Annotated in this window: 22 protein-coding genes; 4 read left to right on the top strand and 18 right to left on the bottom strand. The window is 45.3% G+C overall.

What is annotated here, in order from left to right; genetic code table 11:
- Window positions 1-552: 552 nt before the first annotated feature.
- Entirely contained in the window at window positions 553-870 is a 318-nt protein-coding gene (locus tag FIU99_RS06050; protein WP_152472126.1) for a hypothetical protein, read from the top strand.
- A gap of 38 nt (window positions 871-908) precedes the next feature.
- On the opposite strand, the gene FIU99_RS06045 is transcribed toward FIU99_RS06050, so the two are convergent.
- Complete coding sequence (locus FIU99_RS06045) at window positions 909-1,583, bottom strand: Rha family transcriptional regulator (protein WP_152472125.1); 675 nt, start codon at window positions 1,581-1,583, stop codon at window positions 909-911.
- A gap of 591 nt (window positions 1,584-2,174) precedes the next feature.
- Between FIU99_RS06045 and FIU99_RS06040 the strand changes: the two genes are divergently transcribed.
- Window positions 2,175-3,740 carry a P-loop NTPase fold protein gene (locus FIU99_RS06040; protein WP_172974058.1) on the top strand — a complete coding sequence of 522 codons (1,566 nt, stop codon included), beginning with the start codon at window positions 2,175-2,177 and terminating at the stop codon, window positions 3,738-3,740.
- A gap of 32 nt (window positions 3,741-3,772) precedes the next feature.
- Here FIU99_RS06040 and FIU99_RS06035 read toward each other — a convergent pair whose 3' ends face one another.
- From FIU99_RS06035 to FIU99_RS05980, 12 genes are all read right to left on the bottom strand, one after another.
- On the bottom strand, window positions 3,773-5,662 hold the full coding sequence (locus FIU99_RS06035; protein WP_152472123.1) for a hypothetical protein: 1,890 nt from the start codon (window positions 5,660-5,662) through the stop codon (window positions 3,773-3,775).
- Between the two features lie 36 nt (window positions 5,663-5,698).
- Window positions 5,699-5,803 carry a GpE family phage tail protein gene (locus FIU99_RS06030; protein WP_100207327.1) on the bottom strand — a complete coding sequence of 35 codons (105 nt, stop codon included), beginning with the start codon at window positions 5,801-5,803 and terminating at the stop codon, window positions 5,699-5,701.
- A 38-nt stretch (window positions 5,804-5,841) separates the two neighbouring features.
- Entirely contained in the window at window positions 5,842-6,129 is a 288-nt protein-coding gene (locus FIU99_RS06025; RefSeq protein ID WP_152472122.1) for a phage tail assembly protein, read from the bottom strand.
- Window positions 6,113-6,793: a phage terminase small subunit gene (gene gpM, locus FIU99_RS06020; RefSeq protein ID WP_152472121.1), complete on the bottom strand. Its 681-nt coding sequence runs from the start codon at window positions 6,791-6,793 to the stop codon at window positions 6,113-6,115. Before gpM ends, FIU99_RS06025 begins: the two co-directional genes overlap by 17 nt.
- Window positions 6,794-6,803: 10 nt before the next feature.
- The gene (locus FIU99_RS06015; RefSeq protein WP_019274354.1) at window positions 6,804-7,169 is read right to left on the bottom strand and encodes a phage tail tube protein; all 366 of its coding nucleotides are present in this window, start codon (window positions 7,167-7,169) and stop codon (window positions 6,804-6,806) included.
- 3 nt (window positions 7,170-7,172) lie between these two features.
- Window positions 7,173-8,306, bottom strand: coding sequence for a phage tail sheath subtilisin-like domain-containing protein (locus FIU99_RS06010; protein ID WP_152472120.1), 1,134 nt, complete (start codon window positions 8,304-8,306; stop codon window positions 7,173-7,175).
- Entirely contained in the window at window positions 8,303-8,485 is a 183-nt protein-coding gene (locus tag FIU99_RS06005; RefSeq protein WP_152472119.1) for a DUF2635 domain-containing protein, read from the bottom strand. Before FIU99_RS06005 ends, FIU99_RS06010 begins: the two co-directional genes overlap by 4 nt.
- Window positions 8,485-8,994, bottom strand: a complete 510-nt coding sequence (locus FIU99_RS06000; protein WP_152472118.1) for a phage virion morphogenesis protein — start codon at window positions 8,992-8,994, stop codon at window positions 8,485-8,487. Before FIU99_RS06000 ends, FIU99_RS06005 begins: the two co-directional genes overlap by 1 nt.
- Window positions 8,991-9,455 carry a phage tail protein gene (locus FIU99_RS05995; protein WP_152472117.1) on the bottom strand — a complete coding sequence of 155 codons (465 nt, stop codon included), beginning with the start codon at window positions 9,453-9,455 and terminating at the stop codon, window positions 8,991-8,993. Before FIU99_RS05995 ends, FIU99_RS06000 begins: the two co-directional genes overlap by 4 nt.
- Entirely contained in the window at window positions 9,455-9,904 is a 450-nt protein-coding gene (locus FIU99_RS05990; RefSeq protein WP_152472116.1) for a head completion/stabilization protein, read from the bottom strand. Before FIU99_RS05990 ends, FIU99_RS05995 begins: the two co-directional genes overlap by 1 nt.
- A 108-nt stretch (window positions 9,905-10,012) precedes the next feature.
- Window positions 10,013-11,050 carry a phage major capsid protein, P2 family gene (locus tag FIU99_RS05985; RefSeq protein ID WP_043010143.1) on the bottom strand — a complete coding sequence of 346 codons (1,038 nt, stop codon included), beginning with the start codon at window positions 11,048-11,050 and terminating at the stop codon, window positions 10,013-10,015.
- Between the two features lie 32 nt (window positions 11,051-11,082).
- Window positions 11,083-11,898 (bottom strand): GPO family capsid scaffolding protein, encoded by an 816-nt coding sequence (locus FIU99_RS05980; RefSeq protein ID WP_021455676.1) that lies wholly within the window; start codon window positions 11,896-11,898, stop codon window positions 11,083-11,085.
- A 134-nt stretch (window positions 11,899-12,032) separates the two neighbouring features.
- On the opposite strand from FIU99_RS05980, the gene FIU99_RS05975 reads away from it, so the two are divergent.
- Window positions 12,033-13,793 (top strand): terminase family protein, encoded by a 1,761-nt coding sequence (locus FIU99_RS05975; RefSeq protein ID WP_152472115.1) that lies wholly within the window; start codon window positions 12,033-12,035, stop codon window positions 13,791-13,793.
- A gap of 21 nt (window positions 13,794-13,814) precedes the next feature.
- Entirely contained in the window at window positions 13,815-14,783 is a 969-nt protein-coding gene (locus tag FIU99_RS05970) for a phage portal protein (RefSeq protein ID WP_152472114.1), read from the top strand.
- A 109-nt stretch (window positions 14,784-14,892) separates the two neighbouring features.
- Here FIU99_RS05970 and FIU99_RS05965 read toward each other — a convergent pair whose 3' ends face one another.
- The 5 genes from FIU99_RS05965 to FIU99_RS05945 form a co-directional block, all read right to left on the bottom strand.
- Complete coding sequence (locus tag FIU99_RS05965) at window positions 14,893-15,438, bottom strand: hypothetical protein (RefSeq protein ID WP_152472113.1); 546 nt, start codon at window positions 15,436-15,438, stop codon at window positions 14,893-14,895.
- Window positions 15,439-15,533: 95 nt separating this feature from the next.
- Complete coding sequence (locus FIU99_RS05960; protein ID WP_152472112.1) at window positions 15,534-16,040, bottom strand: hypothetical protein; 507 nt, start codon at window positions 16,038-16,040, stop codon at window positions 15,534-15,536.
- Window positions 16,041-16,042: 2 nt separating this feature from the next.
- Window positions 16,043-16,588, bottom strand: coding sequence for a lysozyme (locus FIU99_RS05955; RefSeq protein WP_152472111.1), 546 nt, complete (start codon window positions 16,586-16,588; stop codon window positions 16,043-16,045).
- Window positions 16,585-16,827 carry a hypothetical protein gene (locus tag FIU99_RS05950; RefSeq protein WP_152472110.1) on the bottom strand — a complete coding sequence of 81 codons (243 nt, stop codon included), beginning with the start codon at window positions 16,825-16,827 and terminating at the stop codon, window positions 16,585-16,587. Before FIU99_RS05950 ends, FIU99_RS05955 begins: the two co-directional genes overlap by 4 nt.
- Window positions 16,828-16,977: 150 nt before the next feature.
- Entirely contained in the window at window positions 16,978-17,538 is a 561-nt protein-coding gene (locus FIU99_RS05945; protein ID WP_152472109.1) for a hypothetical protein, read from the bottom strand.
- Window positions 17,539-17,541 lie beyond the last annotated feature (3 nt).

Here is a 17,541-nt window from a genome sequence, read left to right as displayed (position 1 = left end):
TGGCATCGCAGTACGTCGGCACTGTAAGAAATGTAGTCTGCCACTCGAAAAACATTAGTTCACTCTGTCAGGTTAGATTAAACAGTTCTATACAAGGGAGCACATGCGCCAACAATGAATGGACTTACGTCTTCGATGGTTCGACACTCGAAGGTAAAAACCTGCTCTCAATTCTTATTTCAGCTCAGGTTTCTAAAAGCACAGTCGTTATTGGTGGTACAGGTTCTTGTTCTTTAAATAATGAATCTGAAGATATTCGCCATGTTTTTATAGATACGCCTTAAGCGCAGAAACATCGCCGAGCCTAAGCTCGGCGTTTTCTTTAGGACAGACTACTCGCTTCATGTCTCATCAGCGCAATCCTGCTGCTCTCCTACTTCAATACAAATGCTCACTTCGCAAGCACACAACCTAGTTTTAGCTTTCTAATTACGCGCTTTAAATCACAAAATAATATATAAAGCAATGATTGCATTGATAATATTAATAATTCTATGTATGAATAGCTCAGCACTCAAGTGCTAATCTCATAACTTCTATAAAGGATTGATAATGAAAAAGATTCTGCTAGCAACTCTTCTGGCTTCTGTAAGTTCATTCGCGTTTGCAACAGCAACTGACTACGGCGAAATTTCCAAACTTTATACAAACAATCAGGGACACATTGCGATTCAGCTAAATCGCGGGTTTCCGAAAGCAGATGAGCTAAATACATGTTCTAACCACTCTGGCTGGGCTGGTCTGCACTCTCCTGATCCGACAATCAAAGAGCTGTTAGTTGCGGCTAAATCTTCTAACCAAGATATAACGATCGTTACCAATGGGTGTGAAGGCGATTGGTTAAAGATATACTCACTTGTCGTCGAATAGTCTTTAATTTGAGCCTCTTTCGAGGCTCTTTTTCTAAGTTAGAACGGGCTGTTAGCCTGATACTTGGCCAACACTTTACGAACGTTCTCCCACAGCTCATTTAGATCTCGATACTCTAGGTAGAAACCGCTGTCGATGAACTCTGATCCGCTGGATTCAAACCACGGCTTGTCTTCACCTTTGCCCCCTATTCCTAATTCAAACTTCGCGCAGAACTTCCCGCCTTTTGGTCTTATCTGAAACTTAATGTGATATGTCCAGTGGCTTTCTGCTGGGCAACGCTTGTAGAGTGCGGGTAGCCAGCCAGAGTCATAGAAGTTAGGTAAACAGGTTTCGGGGAGTTGGTATTGAGCGGGAGGAAGTGTCGGCATGGCGCTGCGGAGTTGATTGGCCATCTGGTTGAATGCGTTTATATAAGCTTCCTTTATCTGCGCTGCTTTCTTTCCGGTAAAGCCCATGACCAAGAACATAAAACCATCTTTTGTCATCTCAAAAGCTTTTCGAAGCTCACCTTTTTTGTCTCGATATTCAACGTGCGTAAAATTGCGCGCGTTAAACTCATCAGAACATTCAAGGCTATTGAGTTTGCGAATAACATCTCGATGCTGCTTATTAAAAGCTTCTGCGACTTTAAGAGATGTGGTACGAATTTTCTCACCTTGGTTAAAGACAAGATCAGGTACAGTCAATGTAAGGGAAGTTGTATTAGGCATGATGGCCTCCTTGAGATTTAGTCTGCTAAATCACCACTCGGAGTTCCTACGCTTCGGGTGGTGAGCTGAACAGGGGTAGGAATACCGCTCTCAAGGACACGGCCAGCCGAAGCTGCCCTGCCCAACCCACCATAATTCAGTTGCATTTTGCCTAGTCGTTAAGCAAAGCCACCATGTTTAGGTGTGCCGAAGCCGCACATAAAAAAACCAGCAAAAAGCTGGCGTCTATGCGCCTTGAGATAAACAAAACAGGTTCCTACGCCCGACACTGGATTTTGCCAGTGCCTTTGAAGTTTATCGCTATGACGTGAATTGTGTCAACATATGTTCACATACTCTATCGTTTTCAATCATTTATTGATGTTGCATATAGTGTAGAATGTATCGTTCATTACCGGAGTAGATATGTATATCTTGATTAGCCCCCCTACCTTAACCGTGACTTTTTGCATTCTTATCGCTTTAAGGCTTGCTTACGATATTGTAACCGGAATACTCTCATTGGAATTTGGTATATATTCTACAACAGTCATCTTATTATTTTCTTTGATAATTTTGTTCAGTACATCTGTCATATACTTCGGTATTTACATGAAAACAAAAACATTAAACCATAATAATTCGGATACCAATAAAATGGATATAACTAAAAACAACTGGAAAGAAAAATACTCATTGGATAATTGCTACTTAAATAACAAAGACTATATTAAGTTTTTATCTCATTATTTGAAAACACAAAATTCATCAATGGTATTGAATATCAAAAGTGAGTGGGGGACAGGTAAAACTCACTTAATGCGCCAACTTTACACACATCTAAGGTATACTGAAAAAAAATATTGTATATATATAGATGCTTGGATTTCTGACTTTTCTGATGACCCGGTTTTGGTTTTAGTTAGTGAACTTCTCGAACAATTAAAACAAATTAGCCCAAGCTTTTCCGCTCATGATAAAGAGCAAGAAGTTCTTAAAGCTCTGGGAAATTATAGCATGTTAGCATGGAATACAGGTATTAGTGGTGTAGGAGTCTACCTAAGTGGTAAATTTGACAACACCGCCATTTATGAATCGTTTAATAATTTTAAATTCAAAAATCTACCACCTAAAGTTGTAGGGCATAAACTAAATGAATCTTATAAAGCTCAAAGAGATGCTATTGAAGATACAAAAAATGCGTTTAAAGCTCTGTTTGCGAATGAAAAGGTGTTTGTCTTTGTTGATGAGTTAGACAGGTGTAAGCCAACTTATGCTATAGCGATGCTTGAAACAATCAAACATTTTTTCGATTTAGATAACTTCATTTTTGTTGTTGCAACTGATAGGACTCAGCTTTATAACTCAGTTAAAGCTGTTTACGGCAGCTCTTTTGATAGTCAAGAGTACCTTTCTAAGTTTTTCACTAGGAGCGCAGAGTTACCAAAACCATGCGTAAAAACATACCTAAATCGCATCACCACCCCTCAAGAAAAGGAACTTCTTAAAGAACATGGTTACCTAGTCTTCAGCAGGGTTTCGATTGAGAACGAAATAATAAGTAATGCAGCTGAAATCGCTAAATCTTATGGACTTTCACTTCGAAGAGTTGAACAAATCTGGGCAAAATTCATGTCAATATTATCATTTCATGCGTTTGAGGAAAACGAAAAAATCGGAAAGCTAAACCTAGACTCTTCATTATTGTTCCAGCTTTTAGTTGAGTATGAGATTCCCAAATATAATTTTCTTTACAACGCTAGAAAGAAAAAAAAATTTAATGTTAAAGATTTATTTCATGAGATATCAGCTCAGGATCAACGTCAAAAGCCAAACAGCACTAAGCTATCAAGTAGTGAAGACAGCCTCCACGTTCTTACTGAAGTTGCAAAACTAAATAGAGCAAGTCATGAACCGTTACCAATCAGTCTATCATCAGATTTAACTGCATTATGGGAGCTAATTTCCGTATTGGATAACAAATATGATCTTTACTCTATAAGCGCTTTAATTGGTATGAGAGACAAAGATAGCCAATATTATAATGATATTTTTATGGTAACAGATAAACAAACTGTAGATAAATTATCGAATGCCTTTAGTAGGGCGGATATAAAATTACCTTCCTATATTGGCTTTTATTACAATGCGATTGAGCTTTTTGCTTTAATTGAATAGACCCTATTCAATAAAACTAATCCTAATATGAACTAATAACTCCACCCCAGACTCCCTACATCCAAGTTAAGCTCAGTTCCCTTTTCACTCTTAGCTTTGTCTACTGTGACTGGTTTATCTGACTTAATCCGTAGTTCCACCTCAGATTTGCTGTTTAAGGTCTGGCTAGTAAGTGGTTGGTAGGCTTGATATCGCTTTGGCGTAGTCAGATTTCCTGACTGATACGCATGGTGTTGTGAACTGGTTGTTTCACGGCGGTCTGTTGTTTCTTCAGTGGTAATGCCGAGTTTGGCGTTTTTGTCTTTAATGCCATCGAGCTTGCTGGCGAGGCTATCGACCTGTTTACCTGCCTGTTCAGTTTCTATTTTCCAACCTTCTGGAATCAGTGAATCTGGCAGTTTGTTTATAAGGGCTTTGAACTTTTCCCATAACCAGCCCACCTTTTCCCCTACCCACTTGATGACCTTATCTAAGCCAACAAACTTATCGACTAAGTAAGTTATGGCGATAATCGCTGCGCCTACCGCTGCCACAATCATTCCGATCGGGTTAGCCATGATCACAGCGTTAAGGCCTATCATCGCAACTTTAAAGATGGCGAGTGCCGCCACAATGCCTTTGACATTTTGAGTAACCCAAATAAGCCCTTTACCTAAGAACGCAAAACCTCGATACAGGCCGTCGACGGTTTGGATGAGCTTTTCAATAAACTCGGTGCGCCACTGCGCGTTTTTAAACTTGTCTGAGAAACGGGTAAAGACTTTGGTGACTTTCTCCATCACTGGCGCAAGTGCAGCAAACTTCATTGAACGAACACTTTCCTGAATTTTCTGCAGAGCGTCGTTGTATGCTTCCGCCTTTGAAGCGTCTTCAGCTGTCGCACCTCCGCCAAGGGCATTAAGTTCTTTACGCGCAGCGGTTAGCCCCTGTGTACCTTCGCGGAGCATGATTAACATTTTGCGTCCATCCTGCCCGAACGCGGCATCGGCAAATGCCATCTGCTCTTGAGGTGACTCTAGCTTTGAGAACGCATCAAGCAGCATTTCGTAGGCTTGCTGCGTATCTTCTGCTACCTGTAAGTCTTTATGGAGTGAGTTACCGCTTTTCTTAAGGAATGAACCTAATGCGCCTGTTCCTGTCTCCTGCAATACGCCTAAGCGTTTAGTAAACCTGAGCATAGAGCCTGACAGCGCATCGCTTTCAACACCTGCATGATTAGCTTGGGATTGCATGGCTTGCAGCTCTTCAATTGGCAGGTTCAGGTTACCGGCGACTTTCGCCAGTTTGTCCATCTCGTCTGCAGTGCTGTTTACCTCTGAGACCAATCCAGCCAAGCTCACGCTACCCAACAAAGCGGCGCCCTTGCCTACCGTGGCGGAGGCAACATTTGGTAAGCGTATTGCACCATTAAGCTTTTGAATGGGCTTCATTGCACCCTGTAAGATCGAGTACTTCTTGCTAAGGCGCGCGATCTCTTGGCCGTGCTTTTTGTAGCTTCGGTTTAGCCGATCGCTTTCGCCTTCCAGGTCATACATTTTCACGCCTGTCTGGCTAAGCTGTTTACCTAGCCGAACTAGATTGTTCTTGTAGCTCGTTTGCTCTGAGTTAAGCTTGTCTAACTTATCCTGCTGTTTACTGATCTTCTCTGTCAGTGCAGCACTTGGGCGCGTCACCGATGCCGCTTTGGCTTTGAGTTGGGTGAGCTTTTCGTTAGTGGCTGCAATCGCGAGGGCGTTCTTACTTATCGCTTTCTGCGAGCTTTTGAATGAAGCGATCATACCTAGTGCAGCGGTGTCATCTGCCTGCGCCTTTTGCACCTTCTTGATGACCTTCGCGTAGTGATCAGATTCGCTAGAGATACCCTTGAGCGGTGCGGATATCTTGTCTTTCATCCCCATCACAACTGACAAATTCATTTTCATGGTGATATCCCTTATTGGTGATGCAAAAAAGAGAGCTTATTCGCTCTCTTTCTGTTCGTGTCTAACTCTGGCTTTTTCCCGAAACAGTAATAAGTCTTCGTAGCTAAGCCTATCCAATTCGCTTGGCTGCCAGCCCAGCACTACTGCTATGTCTGCGTAGTAGTCTTCAACGTGTTCGATTACTGTTTCGTGTTGACGAAAAAAGAGGCGATTTCAGTCAGTACTGGGGCCCAGTTCTCTGGCGCGAAGTTGAGCATATCTCGCTCATTCAAGCAGGTGATTCTTGGCACCAGAATCTGCCCTGTTTCGAAATCCATCTCACACACTTTGATGAGGTTTAAACCCCGCAGGTTGCCCGAGTGCGGTTTGGTGATTTCAACTTCTTCAATCATCTCGCCGTCTTTCTCATGCGGTACTGCCAACTTGACCTTTTTCACTTCGCTACTGTGTTTAATCGGTGTCGCCATAGCCCAGTTCCTCCTTCAGTTCTTTGAGTTTGGTTTTGCAGCCGCCTTTGTCCGGGTCCAGCTTCATCACCTGTTCATAGAGTTGGTACGCCAGTTCGCGTTCGCCTTCTTCGTAATGCCAGTCACCGACCAAGCGATACATCTTCACTTTCAGTGGTGCATTGGTTGCCAGCTCACCAGATTGCAAATCTTGCACAGCATTGAGCAAGTAACTACGTTCATACTCTTTGTTGGCTTTGTGGGCTTCCAGAGAGTAATTGAATACATAGCCGCAATAGGCAGTCTGGCCATTCATTTTCCAGTTGTGTGGTGTTTCCAGCCCTGCACCGATGGCGTTGCGAAAATCATCATGAATGGTTTCCAGCAGTCCCAAATCGACATGCCACATGAAGAACCACCACAGCACATCAAGATTGGCGTAGTTGCCCTGATGCGTTTCAAGCAGAGTTTCGACGGTTGAGCGGTACTTCTCGATCAAAGACTCTTTGAATGGGTCTTTCTCTTTAGAGCCCGCCAAAGTTCGAACGTAAGATAAATCTTGTTTGAGCATCAATTGGATTTCTTCCCAGGGCTTACTCAACGCCGATGGTCGATTCGATTGTTCTACCGGCATGACTTTAGGCTTGTTGGTGAGCGCCTGACGCTTCATGAGTATTGAATACATGGCTCGCTCCTTATTGTGGGATCAGCTCGTAACCATAGAACATGACTTCCAGCTGCCCTTCCTTCACGGCCAACGTGAGCGGGTCGCCCACCCACGCATCGGTTAAGGTGTATGTTTTGCCACTGTTTGTCTCGAGCGTGATGTTTTCATCGACGAACTTTTTAATAGCATCTTCATCGGTGTTGCTGGCGTGGGCGATGACGCACTTAATGGATGGCGCCTCTTCATAAGACTCGCTGTGGCCAAGCACACCATCGTCACCCATAACTGGTTCACGCTTGAGGTTACCGAAGTTGATTTCCGCGCCTTCTTTGATTGGTAAGCGCCCCAATGAACCGGCATTAAGTACAGCGCGGCTAGTAATTGTTGTTCCCATGGCTTACTTCCTGAATTGAATCTTACCTGCAACGATGATCAGTCCATTCACGAACTGCGGTGAATCCTGATAGTTGATGCGTTGTTTGTTGGTTTGGTCGAGCTCGACAATCAAAGACTTTTTGTAGCCATCAAAATCTTGCACGATGCCCTGATATTCCAGTTCTCGATACAAAGAGAGGAGTTCACTTTTGAACATGCTTGGCGTAACAATGACCTGACCGGGTGCGAACTTGGTGCCGTCCTTTGCGACTTTGTGGCGCGCGTATTTGCTCAGGATGCGTGAACGCTGCTTCTGGCGAAAATACATTGCAGTCGCTGGTGTCATGATGTCGAGGTAACTGTTGTCAGCAATACCTGACGCATTCTCGGTATACGCAGTAACAGGGCGCTCAATCTGCACTTCTTTGCTTGGCGTGACCGTGTAAGTCCCCATTCCTTCATGAAGCAGTAAGTTACGCTCTGCCCAGTCAAATTCCGTTTCCGCCGTTGAGTACACGCCACTCAGTTTGAGGGTTTGCAGTGGTCGGCATGGGTCATTGGCCAATGAAGGGGCAATTTGCCCTGCCCAAGCGGCAACGGCTTCTGCATCCGACAACACCTGATTCGAAGAATCACCCAAGCTATCAATCGACATAAAGCTGATCAGAGGACAATTGCTTTTCGAACCAAAGGTCACCAGCTCCGAGTGTGTGCCCTTCTTTGGTAGATACGCCAGACCAGGGATTTGATTGAGCGCGTCGTAGCGCTTTTCCAAGAACTCTCCCAAGTCACGAATGGTGGTCTCGTCATTTAATGAACAAATGATGTGGTGATACTGCTTATCGCCCAATGCTGCCAGCGCAGACATGGTGTCATTGCTGGCCACACTCACGGCATACACGGGCATGGTTTCATCCTGCTTTCGGAAGAACTTCACCATCTTAACGACATCTGAGTTGCCAAAGTGCTCAGCGGCTTTTGCATCATCCATGCAAAGCTTTACTGTGTTCGCCCCTACCGCGGCACCATCGACGGCATTGCCGATCACTAGACAAAGTTGCTGGTCTTCAGCACTGTTAGCCAGACTGTTATCAATCTCGACATACATGCCTGGGACACGAGCATTGCTCGGCACTTCTGAGAAGCTGATACTCATTCTTCAGTCTCCTGTTTTTGTTGTTTCGCCTTAACCTCAACAACGGATTTATCCTTGATTCGGCGTAGCCAGTAGGTATTGCGCGGTTTCACTTCTCCCGCAGCTTTCAGCGGTTGTCTGGTTTCAGGGTCTCGAACCAGTAAGCCTTTGCTGCTCGGCTTAACCTTAAATGTTCGCATTAGGTTGCATCCTCTAGTGCAAAGTGTTCTGCAGCCATCGCCAACAACTCTTTTTCGAGCTGTGGCGTCCAGCCGATAAACGTACGTTTGGGCATGTGATAGCTTCGTTTAGTGAGTATTCCCCCCTGCCACTGTCCCACCTTCGAGTCGAAGAAGCCGTTTACCCTTGTGGTGAAAGAGAGCTGAGCACCTTCATTGTGCTCACGGCCAATGACACCCACAGTGCCCTTTAGACCAACCTCAAATCCTTTGTCGCTCGCTCGTGTACGTAATGCCTGAGCAAAACCCAGCAGCATGTCTTTGTTGTTGGCTCCATCATCAAGCTGAGTCTTTGGCCTTCGGCTTTGATATGGGTTGTTGTTAATGTCTCGCTGCGCTCTGACTTGCTGCCTGAAAAACTGCCGAGCTCGGTTTGCCATTCGGCGGTTTAAGTCATGCTTTTCAGACGCTTTTATGACCAACGTATCTACTAGTTGAGTTAGCTGCTCTGGGCTTTCCAGCGTTTTCATGGCAAGTCCTTGGTATGGCCAACGAAGTAAACCAGCTCATTCAGTTCATCCGCCTGCGCAGCCGCCTCAAACTCGCTGATACACTCATATAGGATCCCTTGCTGCTTCCAGTTTCCTTGCTCACTTTCTGCCAGTGAATAGCTTTCTCTCAGGTCGATTTTTATCTTGATGTCACATTTGCCATCATCGAGCATCTGAGTCGCAAACGTCGGTGCTGGTAAGCCTTTCTCTGTTCGTTCCGGATCATGATTGTTGAGCCAATTCACCAAATGCATAAACAGAATGTGCGGTTTTAGTCTCGCGTTCTGAACAAAAACAATGGCGGTGTATTCCAGCTCATAACCGTCGACTAGTGGTCCTTGACCACAAAACAGAGCACCATCTTCTACCCAGATATCTAAGCTCTTCGAATCAGTAATGTGGCTTTTAAACAGCTCAGTCAGGCTATGCAGGGCTTTCATCACACCACCTCAAAGCAGTAGGTTTCGTGACCATGAACGAGCAGATCGATAGCCTGGCGATACTGGACTTCGCAATGCTGCTTTTTGTCTGTTAACGCTTCTTGTCGCTGCGCTGCTTCCGCTGTCGCATCCCCACTTAACTGAATACCGATCAACTCACTGGCGGTTAAAGCAAACACCGCTTGCTTGTAGAGCGTTACGCCTGCTTCTGCATCTTCAAACTTATCCTTAGAAAGTGCGTTTAGGTCATCGTAAGGCGCCATGACGCACTCCAACTCTTTGTGTACTTTGATACGCGACACGCTCGCTTGATGCAGAATGCCTGCCTCTGTTTCATTGCTCAAGAAATGAAACAGAGACTGAAACTCTGCCAGCTTCAACGCCGGATACTTTGCCGTAGCTGGTAGCTCTGAGTCGTAGGTTTCGCTTTTATCACCGACAAATTCCATCATGGTTCCTCGAGAGAAATGCGGGCAGACAAACACTGAACTCTGCTTCTGCCAAGGCTTCACAGATTAAGTGTTAGAGCCCGCATTGAGGGGGTGGTCGTTTAAGGGCTATACCCAGTTTTCGCCAATCTTCAGTTTGACGTTCTTAAATTCCATCGCGGCTGCTTTGCCGATTTCTTCAATGACGTAAGCCATGTTCATCGACTCGAAGTTTTCGATCTGATCTTTCTCGTCGTTCTTCTTACCCATTGAGCGACGAATCGAGCCTTCCTGAATGTAGATAGACAGGTTGTCGTAGCTGGTCACCATAATGCCGGTTGATGGGAAACCCGGAACCTTCACCGCAGGCAGACCGCCGTAGGTTCCAATGACCTGCACTTCCTGAATCTTGCTCTTCTCGCTTGGTGTATTGCCATGCGCTTCGTAGAACTTCGCTTTGTCGTAAGCCAGCAAGTCAGAGCCGATAATCGCAATCAGGTTTGAATCGTTTTCACACGCATCGTGAAGCAGATTCTTGGTGTTGAGCACCGCTAAATCGAGATTAATGAAGTCACCTCCTTCACCGATTCGGATCTCACCGGAATTCGGCTCGATTTCAGTAATGTAGCGCTCAGCGTTATAGTCACGCATCGCCTGAAACCAACCTTTATTGACGTCTTCACCGTTTGGGTTCGAACTCGCATTGGTGTTCTTCTCTACGCGCTCACCGTACCAACCAATGGTGATTTTGTTAGCGTCAATCTGCTCACGCGTATGAGCTGAGATGATTGAGTTGAAGCGCTTGTCGTGCGCCCAGGCATCAAGTTTGTCGTAACGAATAGCGGTATCAAAGTTAGTCTGCTCACACATGTACGGCATCGCACCCATGCCTGAGTAGTCTTTCGGTACACGGCGACCTTCACCGGAAGTATCGGTGCGACTGGCAATCATGCCCGTTACACCCAGACCGATGGATTCGCCTTTCTGGTTCTTCACCGGAATGATGTTGATCTTCTTCAGGAACCAGTTGCTCTCTCGCATCTGGCCAATGATTTTCTGCGTGCCGTTTGGCGTGACGTTAAACTTCTGGGTCGCGTCATCCACTTCATTTTGCTCAGCGACTTTCTTCACGTAAGCATTGAGCTTGATTTGCGTTTGTTTCTGCATAGTTTTACCTGTATCTCTTCGTCAGACTGGCGTTATAGGTACTGCTCTTCTTCGCTGTCCTGACCTGCTAGCTTGCGCGGTGTTTCGTCAGTGATTTGGCTAAGCGTTGTCGTCATCTCCGACATCTGAGTCGACAACTGCTCCACCTGACCTTTGAGTTCATCGAGCTGATTGCTTTCAGGCTCCTCTTGATCAACCTCTGGTTTTTTCTGTGCGGAAAGGCTTTCGACCAACAGGCCTAAGTTGGTACTGAGTACCTTGTTCTGCTCGATGCTTTGTTTGAGCAGCTCTTCAGTTTCTTTACTCATTTCGCTTTCTTCCTCTTGTTGCGAGAACTGCTCAGGAGACTTTTCACCGCTGAGCCAGCTTTTGAATTTCTGGAATAAGGAGGCATCACTTTCCGGTTCTTCTTGCGACAGCGCTTGAGGTTCGATAGTAAACTTTGAAAGTACGTGAACCTTGCCATCGTCCTTGCTAGAGAGATGGATTTGAGTTGTACCCAGTGATGCGGGTTTATCGGTCAGAGCCAGTCCGGTTAAATAGGCTTTCTCAGTGTTAGAAAACTTCTCAATGAACTCACAGGATGTATGAAGTAACTGGCCTTGTTCCGTCATGCGTAGCAAATGGGAGTTAGGTTTAATAACCGCAAACAGTTTGTCTTCACGCTTCTCTACCGACAGCACCGAACCGAATTTGTAGCTCCAGTCATAGTGCTCTTCATTAATGCGTGCGGTATACACCTCTGGGTTGTAGGTCTCTGCGATTTCATCAATGATTTTCTGTTCAATAACGCGACCATCAACGGTTGTCCCTGCCTGCAAAATACAAATCGGCTCTGACTGAAACATGTCTAAACTCTCCTGAATTCGATGATTTCAATCTAACGAAAGCCTTCCTCTTTTTGTATTCATCCTGATTCTAGATACCCGATATAGAACTCTCGCAAGCTGAGTAATGGCGGGCTCTGTAGCACTATGCTGGCATGGAGACGAATGCAGTAACCAATCTGAACCAGCCGCTATACACGCCAACGCAAACTCAAGCGTTTGGTTTGTTCTTACGCCAGCAAAAGCCGGCTGAAATCGCGGATAAAATCGGTGTTGCCACCCGAACGGTTCAGCAATGGGTATCAAAGTTTGGCTGGAAGGAAATGCGGGATGATTTGCCCGTAGAGCTCATGCTGCGTCAGAGGATCACGTATCTGATGTGGGTTGACCAAAAACTTGAGTGTCAGGAACGCGAGCTGAAGATGCTACTCGATCAGCACTACAAACGTGTTGAAGCGGAGAATAAGCGAAGCAGACCAGGCACATCCGTCGAAGGCAAAAGCCCTAGAGGTCGCAAACCTAACAAAGTTAAGAATGACGTTTCGCAGATCACCAAAGAGATGCTTGATGAATACCGTGAGCGTACTTTCTTTGAGTACCAGAAAGAGATACACGCTCACAAGCTCAATGATGACATCAACGAAACGCGTTTCTATCTGAAGTCGCGCCAGATTGGTCTCACCTTCTATTTTGCTTATGAAGCTTTCGAAGACGCTGTGCTTAATGGTGACAACCAGGTCTTTATCTCTGCGTCGAAAAAGCAGGCGTATATCTTCAAGAACTACATCCGTAAGTTTGCTCTCGAGATTGGTGAAGTCGACCTTAAGGGCAAAGATGACATCGAGTTAAGTAATGGCGCCAAGCTGGGCTTTATGTCGACCAACGTTTCCACTTCTCAAGGTTTCAACGGCCACATGTATTGGGATGAAGTGTTTTGGATACCCCGCTTCGCTGAGCTGGATGACTACGCAGGCGGCATGTCGATACAAGCTAAGTTCCGCACCACTTACATTTCGACGCCGTCCACGATGGCTCATGAAGCTTATCCGAAATGGGAAGGTAAGAAAGAGCACAGCATTGATATCAGCCACACCGCGCTGAAAGATGGGGCGCTAGGTCCTGATTTTATCTTCAGGCAGATGATCACCGTTGATGATGCGATGAAGAAAGGCGCGACCTTCTTCAACATGGAGAAGCTAAAGCGTAAATATCCAGTTAAGGAAATCTTCGACAACCTACTGCGATGCAAATTCTTGGATGACAGTGCTTCGTTCTTTTCACTAAAAGCTCTTCTCGCCTGCAAAGCGGATTCCTCTCTATGGAAAGAAATTGATCACAACAAGCCACGCCCCGTCGGTGACGCGGAAGTGTTAGTCGGTTATGACCCAAGAGGTGGTGGTCAAGGAGAAGGCTCAGATGATGCGGGTTTAGTGGTCTCACTCAAGCCAAAAATGAAAGGCGGGGTTTTCCGCTTCATCGAGCGCTTAAGACTCAAAGGTTCGAGCTATGAGCAGCAAGCTGAAGCTATTCGCGGGATCACCGAAAAATACAATGTAGTGCACCTCGCCATCGATACCAGTGGTGTAGGTTCTGCCGTGGCTGAATTGGTTAGAAAGTTCTATCCGTCTTTGCTCGAACTGAACTACTCACCAGAGGTAAAGCGGATGATGGCCTACAAAGCGCGAGAGATCATCGGCAATGGTCGACTGCAGTTTGATGCCGAATGGGATGACCTTGTGCATTCCTTCCTTATGATTCGCCAGCAGACCACCAACATCAGTAACCAGGTTACGTTTGTCTCTAACCGTAGCAAGATAGGGTCGCATGCTGACCTCGCCTGGGCTTCAATGCATGTTATGTGCTGGGAGCCAATTGATATTAACAATGACGACGATACCACCGTTGAAATTTTCTAAGCCAAAGAGCGGAGAAACGAAGTGATTGAGATTGAATTTTCTAACCCTGTCAGCGTGATGAACAGCGACATCCTAAGTTACCTTGAAACGGCTTTGGTTGATGGCTTGTATGAGCCACCTATTCCTTTCGACACCTTGGCCAAAGCGCTGCGCGTTAATCCGATGCACTCGAGCGCGATTGAGTTTAAGCGCAATACCCTCGCCTATGCTGTGAACGTTTCGCCAATATTATCCCGTCGCGACCTTAAGCGGTTTATCCAAGACTATCTCACCTTTGGCAACGGCTATTTTCAAATTGTTCGCTCACACGCGGGCAAAGGTCCTATCGTTCAGGTTAAACACATTCCCGCTTTGTATATGCGTCGCCGCGAGGACTTGGGTTATACCTACAAGCCTAAAGCTTACGAGGATGATGGCAGAGTTGATTTTAAGGAGGGGCAAATCTTTCATCTCTCTGAATACGACGTTGCTCAAGAGATCTATGGGTTACCCGGTCACGTAAGTGGGCTCACCTCCATCTGGCTTAATGACGATGCCACCTTGTTCCGCCGCCAGTATTACCGCAACGGCCAACACGCGGGTTACCTGCTTTATATGAATGAACCTAGCATGACGAAAAAGCAGGAAGACGAAATTAAAACCAAGCTTCAGGCAAAAGAAGGCATGGCGTTTAAGAATATGTTTGTGAATGCTCGAGGCAAAGACACTAAGGCACCAGAACTTAAACCGATTGGCCAAGTAGAAGCAAAGGATTCATTTAAGGAAGTGAAGAACCAAACTATGAATGATGTACTGGCTCTTCATCGCGTTCCTATTGAGCTGATGAGCGTTCGCCGAGAGAGTATTACCTCTCTCGACCTCAACAAGGTTGATTGGCTATTCCACAAGAATGAATTGCTGCCGATGATTGATGCACTTCAGGAGTTGAATGAGTTTGTGGGGCAGAAGGTGATGGCTTCTGAGCCGTATAAGAGAATCGATGAAGTGTAAGTAAAGCAAGTGTCAGCAGGTAAGATGCTGACACTTGTTAGGTAACCTAGATGCAGTCTTATCTGGATAATAAACTCACAACATCATAGATCGTCCAGACGATTGTCAACTAGTAACCTAAACGTGTAGCTGTAAAACTCACTTGCTCACTTTGCTCAATACCATTGCTGGTACAGGTCATTGTTCCGACGATGTAGTTTCGAGAGACGTATGTTAGTTCATAAGCCACATTACTAGCTTTTGCAGTGACTTTGTCATTTTCTAAACGCATAGTAGCACTACAGCTTGTCCTAGTACGATTTCGGTGTATGGAAATTCGACTGTTGCTCCCAATAGTTAGCCGTGTATTCCTGTAGTTATCTCCATTTAGCGAGATGCTCATCTCGAAAGTTCCAGGACTATTTTTCAAACTTTCAAACGCATTCGGATCAATTAAGCCATTTCCAAGGCCAATAAGCTGAGAATACTTGAGTTGACCGCTAGCCGTTACAAACAGGAGTTCATCGACACCATCACCGTTGAGATCTGCCATCGCGAAGCTTGTAACATCCTCTCCTGGTAAGAGAACTTTTGGATCACTGACAATGTAATCTGAAGCGAAGGCACTTGCTGAAAAAAAAGCGGTAACTGACAGGGCAAATATTGATTTTTTCATATTGAATACTCTATTTATTGATACAACACTCTAATGAGCATTCAGTATCATAACAAATCCAAATTAATCAATGAAAATATATGTATATCAGACACCTACAATTGGGACCGAATCCATGTTTGTAGCGATTGGAGTTGTTGCGCGTTTTCAGCACATATTTGAAGGTTCGCTACATCTTCGGCTAAGACTTCGGCATCTCGCTCATAACCTGAAGCGGCTGCGGCGGAACCATCAGAGACGGTGGTGGGTTGCTGAATACTGAGCGCTCTATTATGCGCTCGCACTGCGTTGGATCGGATGCGCAACCAGTCAGAGTCATTAACAACACACTGCTTATCACTGTTCTTTTGAGCATACTTGATCACCTCTTTTTCTATCTCTCGAAACTCAATTCGAATATCAGGCTTTTGGTTAGCCAGTTTTACGGCTAGTTGAAAAGCCTCGTCTTGTTTCTGTTCTACTTTGTCCCATAAGGCGTTTTGCGCTTTTAGGGCCTTAGTTTCTGTAGTCGTTACGCCGTAGTCGTAAGAAAGGTAAGCAACACCACCAAGAACGGTAGCAAAGGCAACGGCTTTAAACAGAGTTAGATAACTACTTAACATGGTTACTCTCCTTGCCAACCGTTTAGACAAACGTCTTGCTCTTTGCTTCGGCGCTTAGGAATACCGGCACAGTTGCTTTTTTCTAGTCGGCAATCTTTACCATTCACAAACACCCACCGCGGATACTCATTACAAGCACCAGTGCGATCACCGAGGTTAAATTTTTTCAGCAACGTAGAGCGAGCGAAGTTACCTGCACCAAGGTTATAAACAAAGCTCACCATCATGTCGTACTCGCCTTGGTTTGGTGTTTGGGTTATTCGCTTGTTAACTACACGTTCAGCAGCAGATACGCTTTCAACAAAGCTTTCAGCGGCTTGCTTTTCGGTAATATGTGTATCCTTGGTCACGCCTTTGGTATGACCTAGACCGACAGTCCAAACGTTCGCACTGCATTGGTAGGACTTAAGGCGGCAACCTTCCTCGTTAGCAATATGGCGTAAACCGTTTTCACTGACGTTTATCTCTGAGTCGATAGCAAAAACAATGGCAAGAACTGAAGTAACAGAGCACACCACCGCTTGTATTGCTTTGTTTTTTAGGCTCATGTTGCTCCGTCCTCTTGAGAGTTCAGTTTGTTGAGCTTGGCTTGATTGAGTTTGGTGGCAACGGCATAGTGGCGAATAGCCATAACACCTGAAACGATGCCTACTGAGATTGCGATAAGCTGTGCAATATCGTTCACACCAAAGCTGATTAGGGTTGCACTAACAGACGTTAGAATTTTCTTTAGCCCGGTAATATCTAGCAAAGAAACCACTAACGCTTTTACCTCTGTTTGATTCATTGATTTTTCTCTCGTAACTAGTGATTAGTGCCCCACAAAACCAGTTTATAGAGCTGAGGTTTAAAGGGTACTTATGGCATTTCTAGCGTGGAGATATAGAACTTTGGGAGGTAAAAAGAACAAACCCAGCGGTTGGGCTGGGTTTGGTAGTTAGTTGGTTGGCGCTTCCGGGTATGGGCTCTCTGCTTTGATTTTGGCTTCTAGCTCGTTGATGCGTTCAGAGAGCATTTGTACTTCATCGGTTTTACCTTGCCGCTGTTTACGCGCTAGCTCACTTTCTAGTGGGTCCGTGAGTTGGGTATAAAGCGCTGAGCGTGTTGCGTCCACTTGCGCATAATCATGAATGTATTTATTGCTTAGGTTAGTTACCCATACACCTTCAATGCGCTCATCAAATTCAGTTAGCGGTTTATCAGGTGTGAAGCCTTCTTTGATAGGGCCTAGTTCGGATACTACCTCTGACTTGGTGCAGTCTGATTCATCATAAATCGTTACACCTCGATGGTCTTCGATGTATTCCGAATCAATCGCTTTACCTGACTCATCTAGAACCGCTACCACTGCAAAGCTTTGTTTTGGTGGTAAAGGTTCTGATTGAAGTGCGTCTCTCGGTATGTGGTACATACCACCACGATATTCAGCCCTAACAGGTGCAAGAACTTCGTTAGTTTGCTTATCTATTGGATAGTAATACTTAGCTGCTTTACTCACACA

Origin of the sequence: Vibrio sp. THAF64, assembly GCF_009363455.1 — a bacterium.
In the GTDB taxonomy this organism is placed as follows: Bacteria; Pseudomonadota; Gammaproteobacteria; order Enterobacterales; family Vibrionaceae; genus Vibrio; species Vibrio coralliilyticus.
Note: the sequence above shows the minus strand (reverse complement) of the source record. Positions and strands in the feature narration are given on the sequence as shown.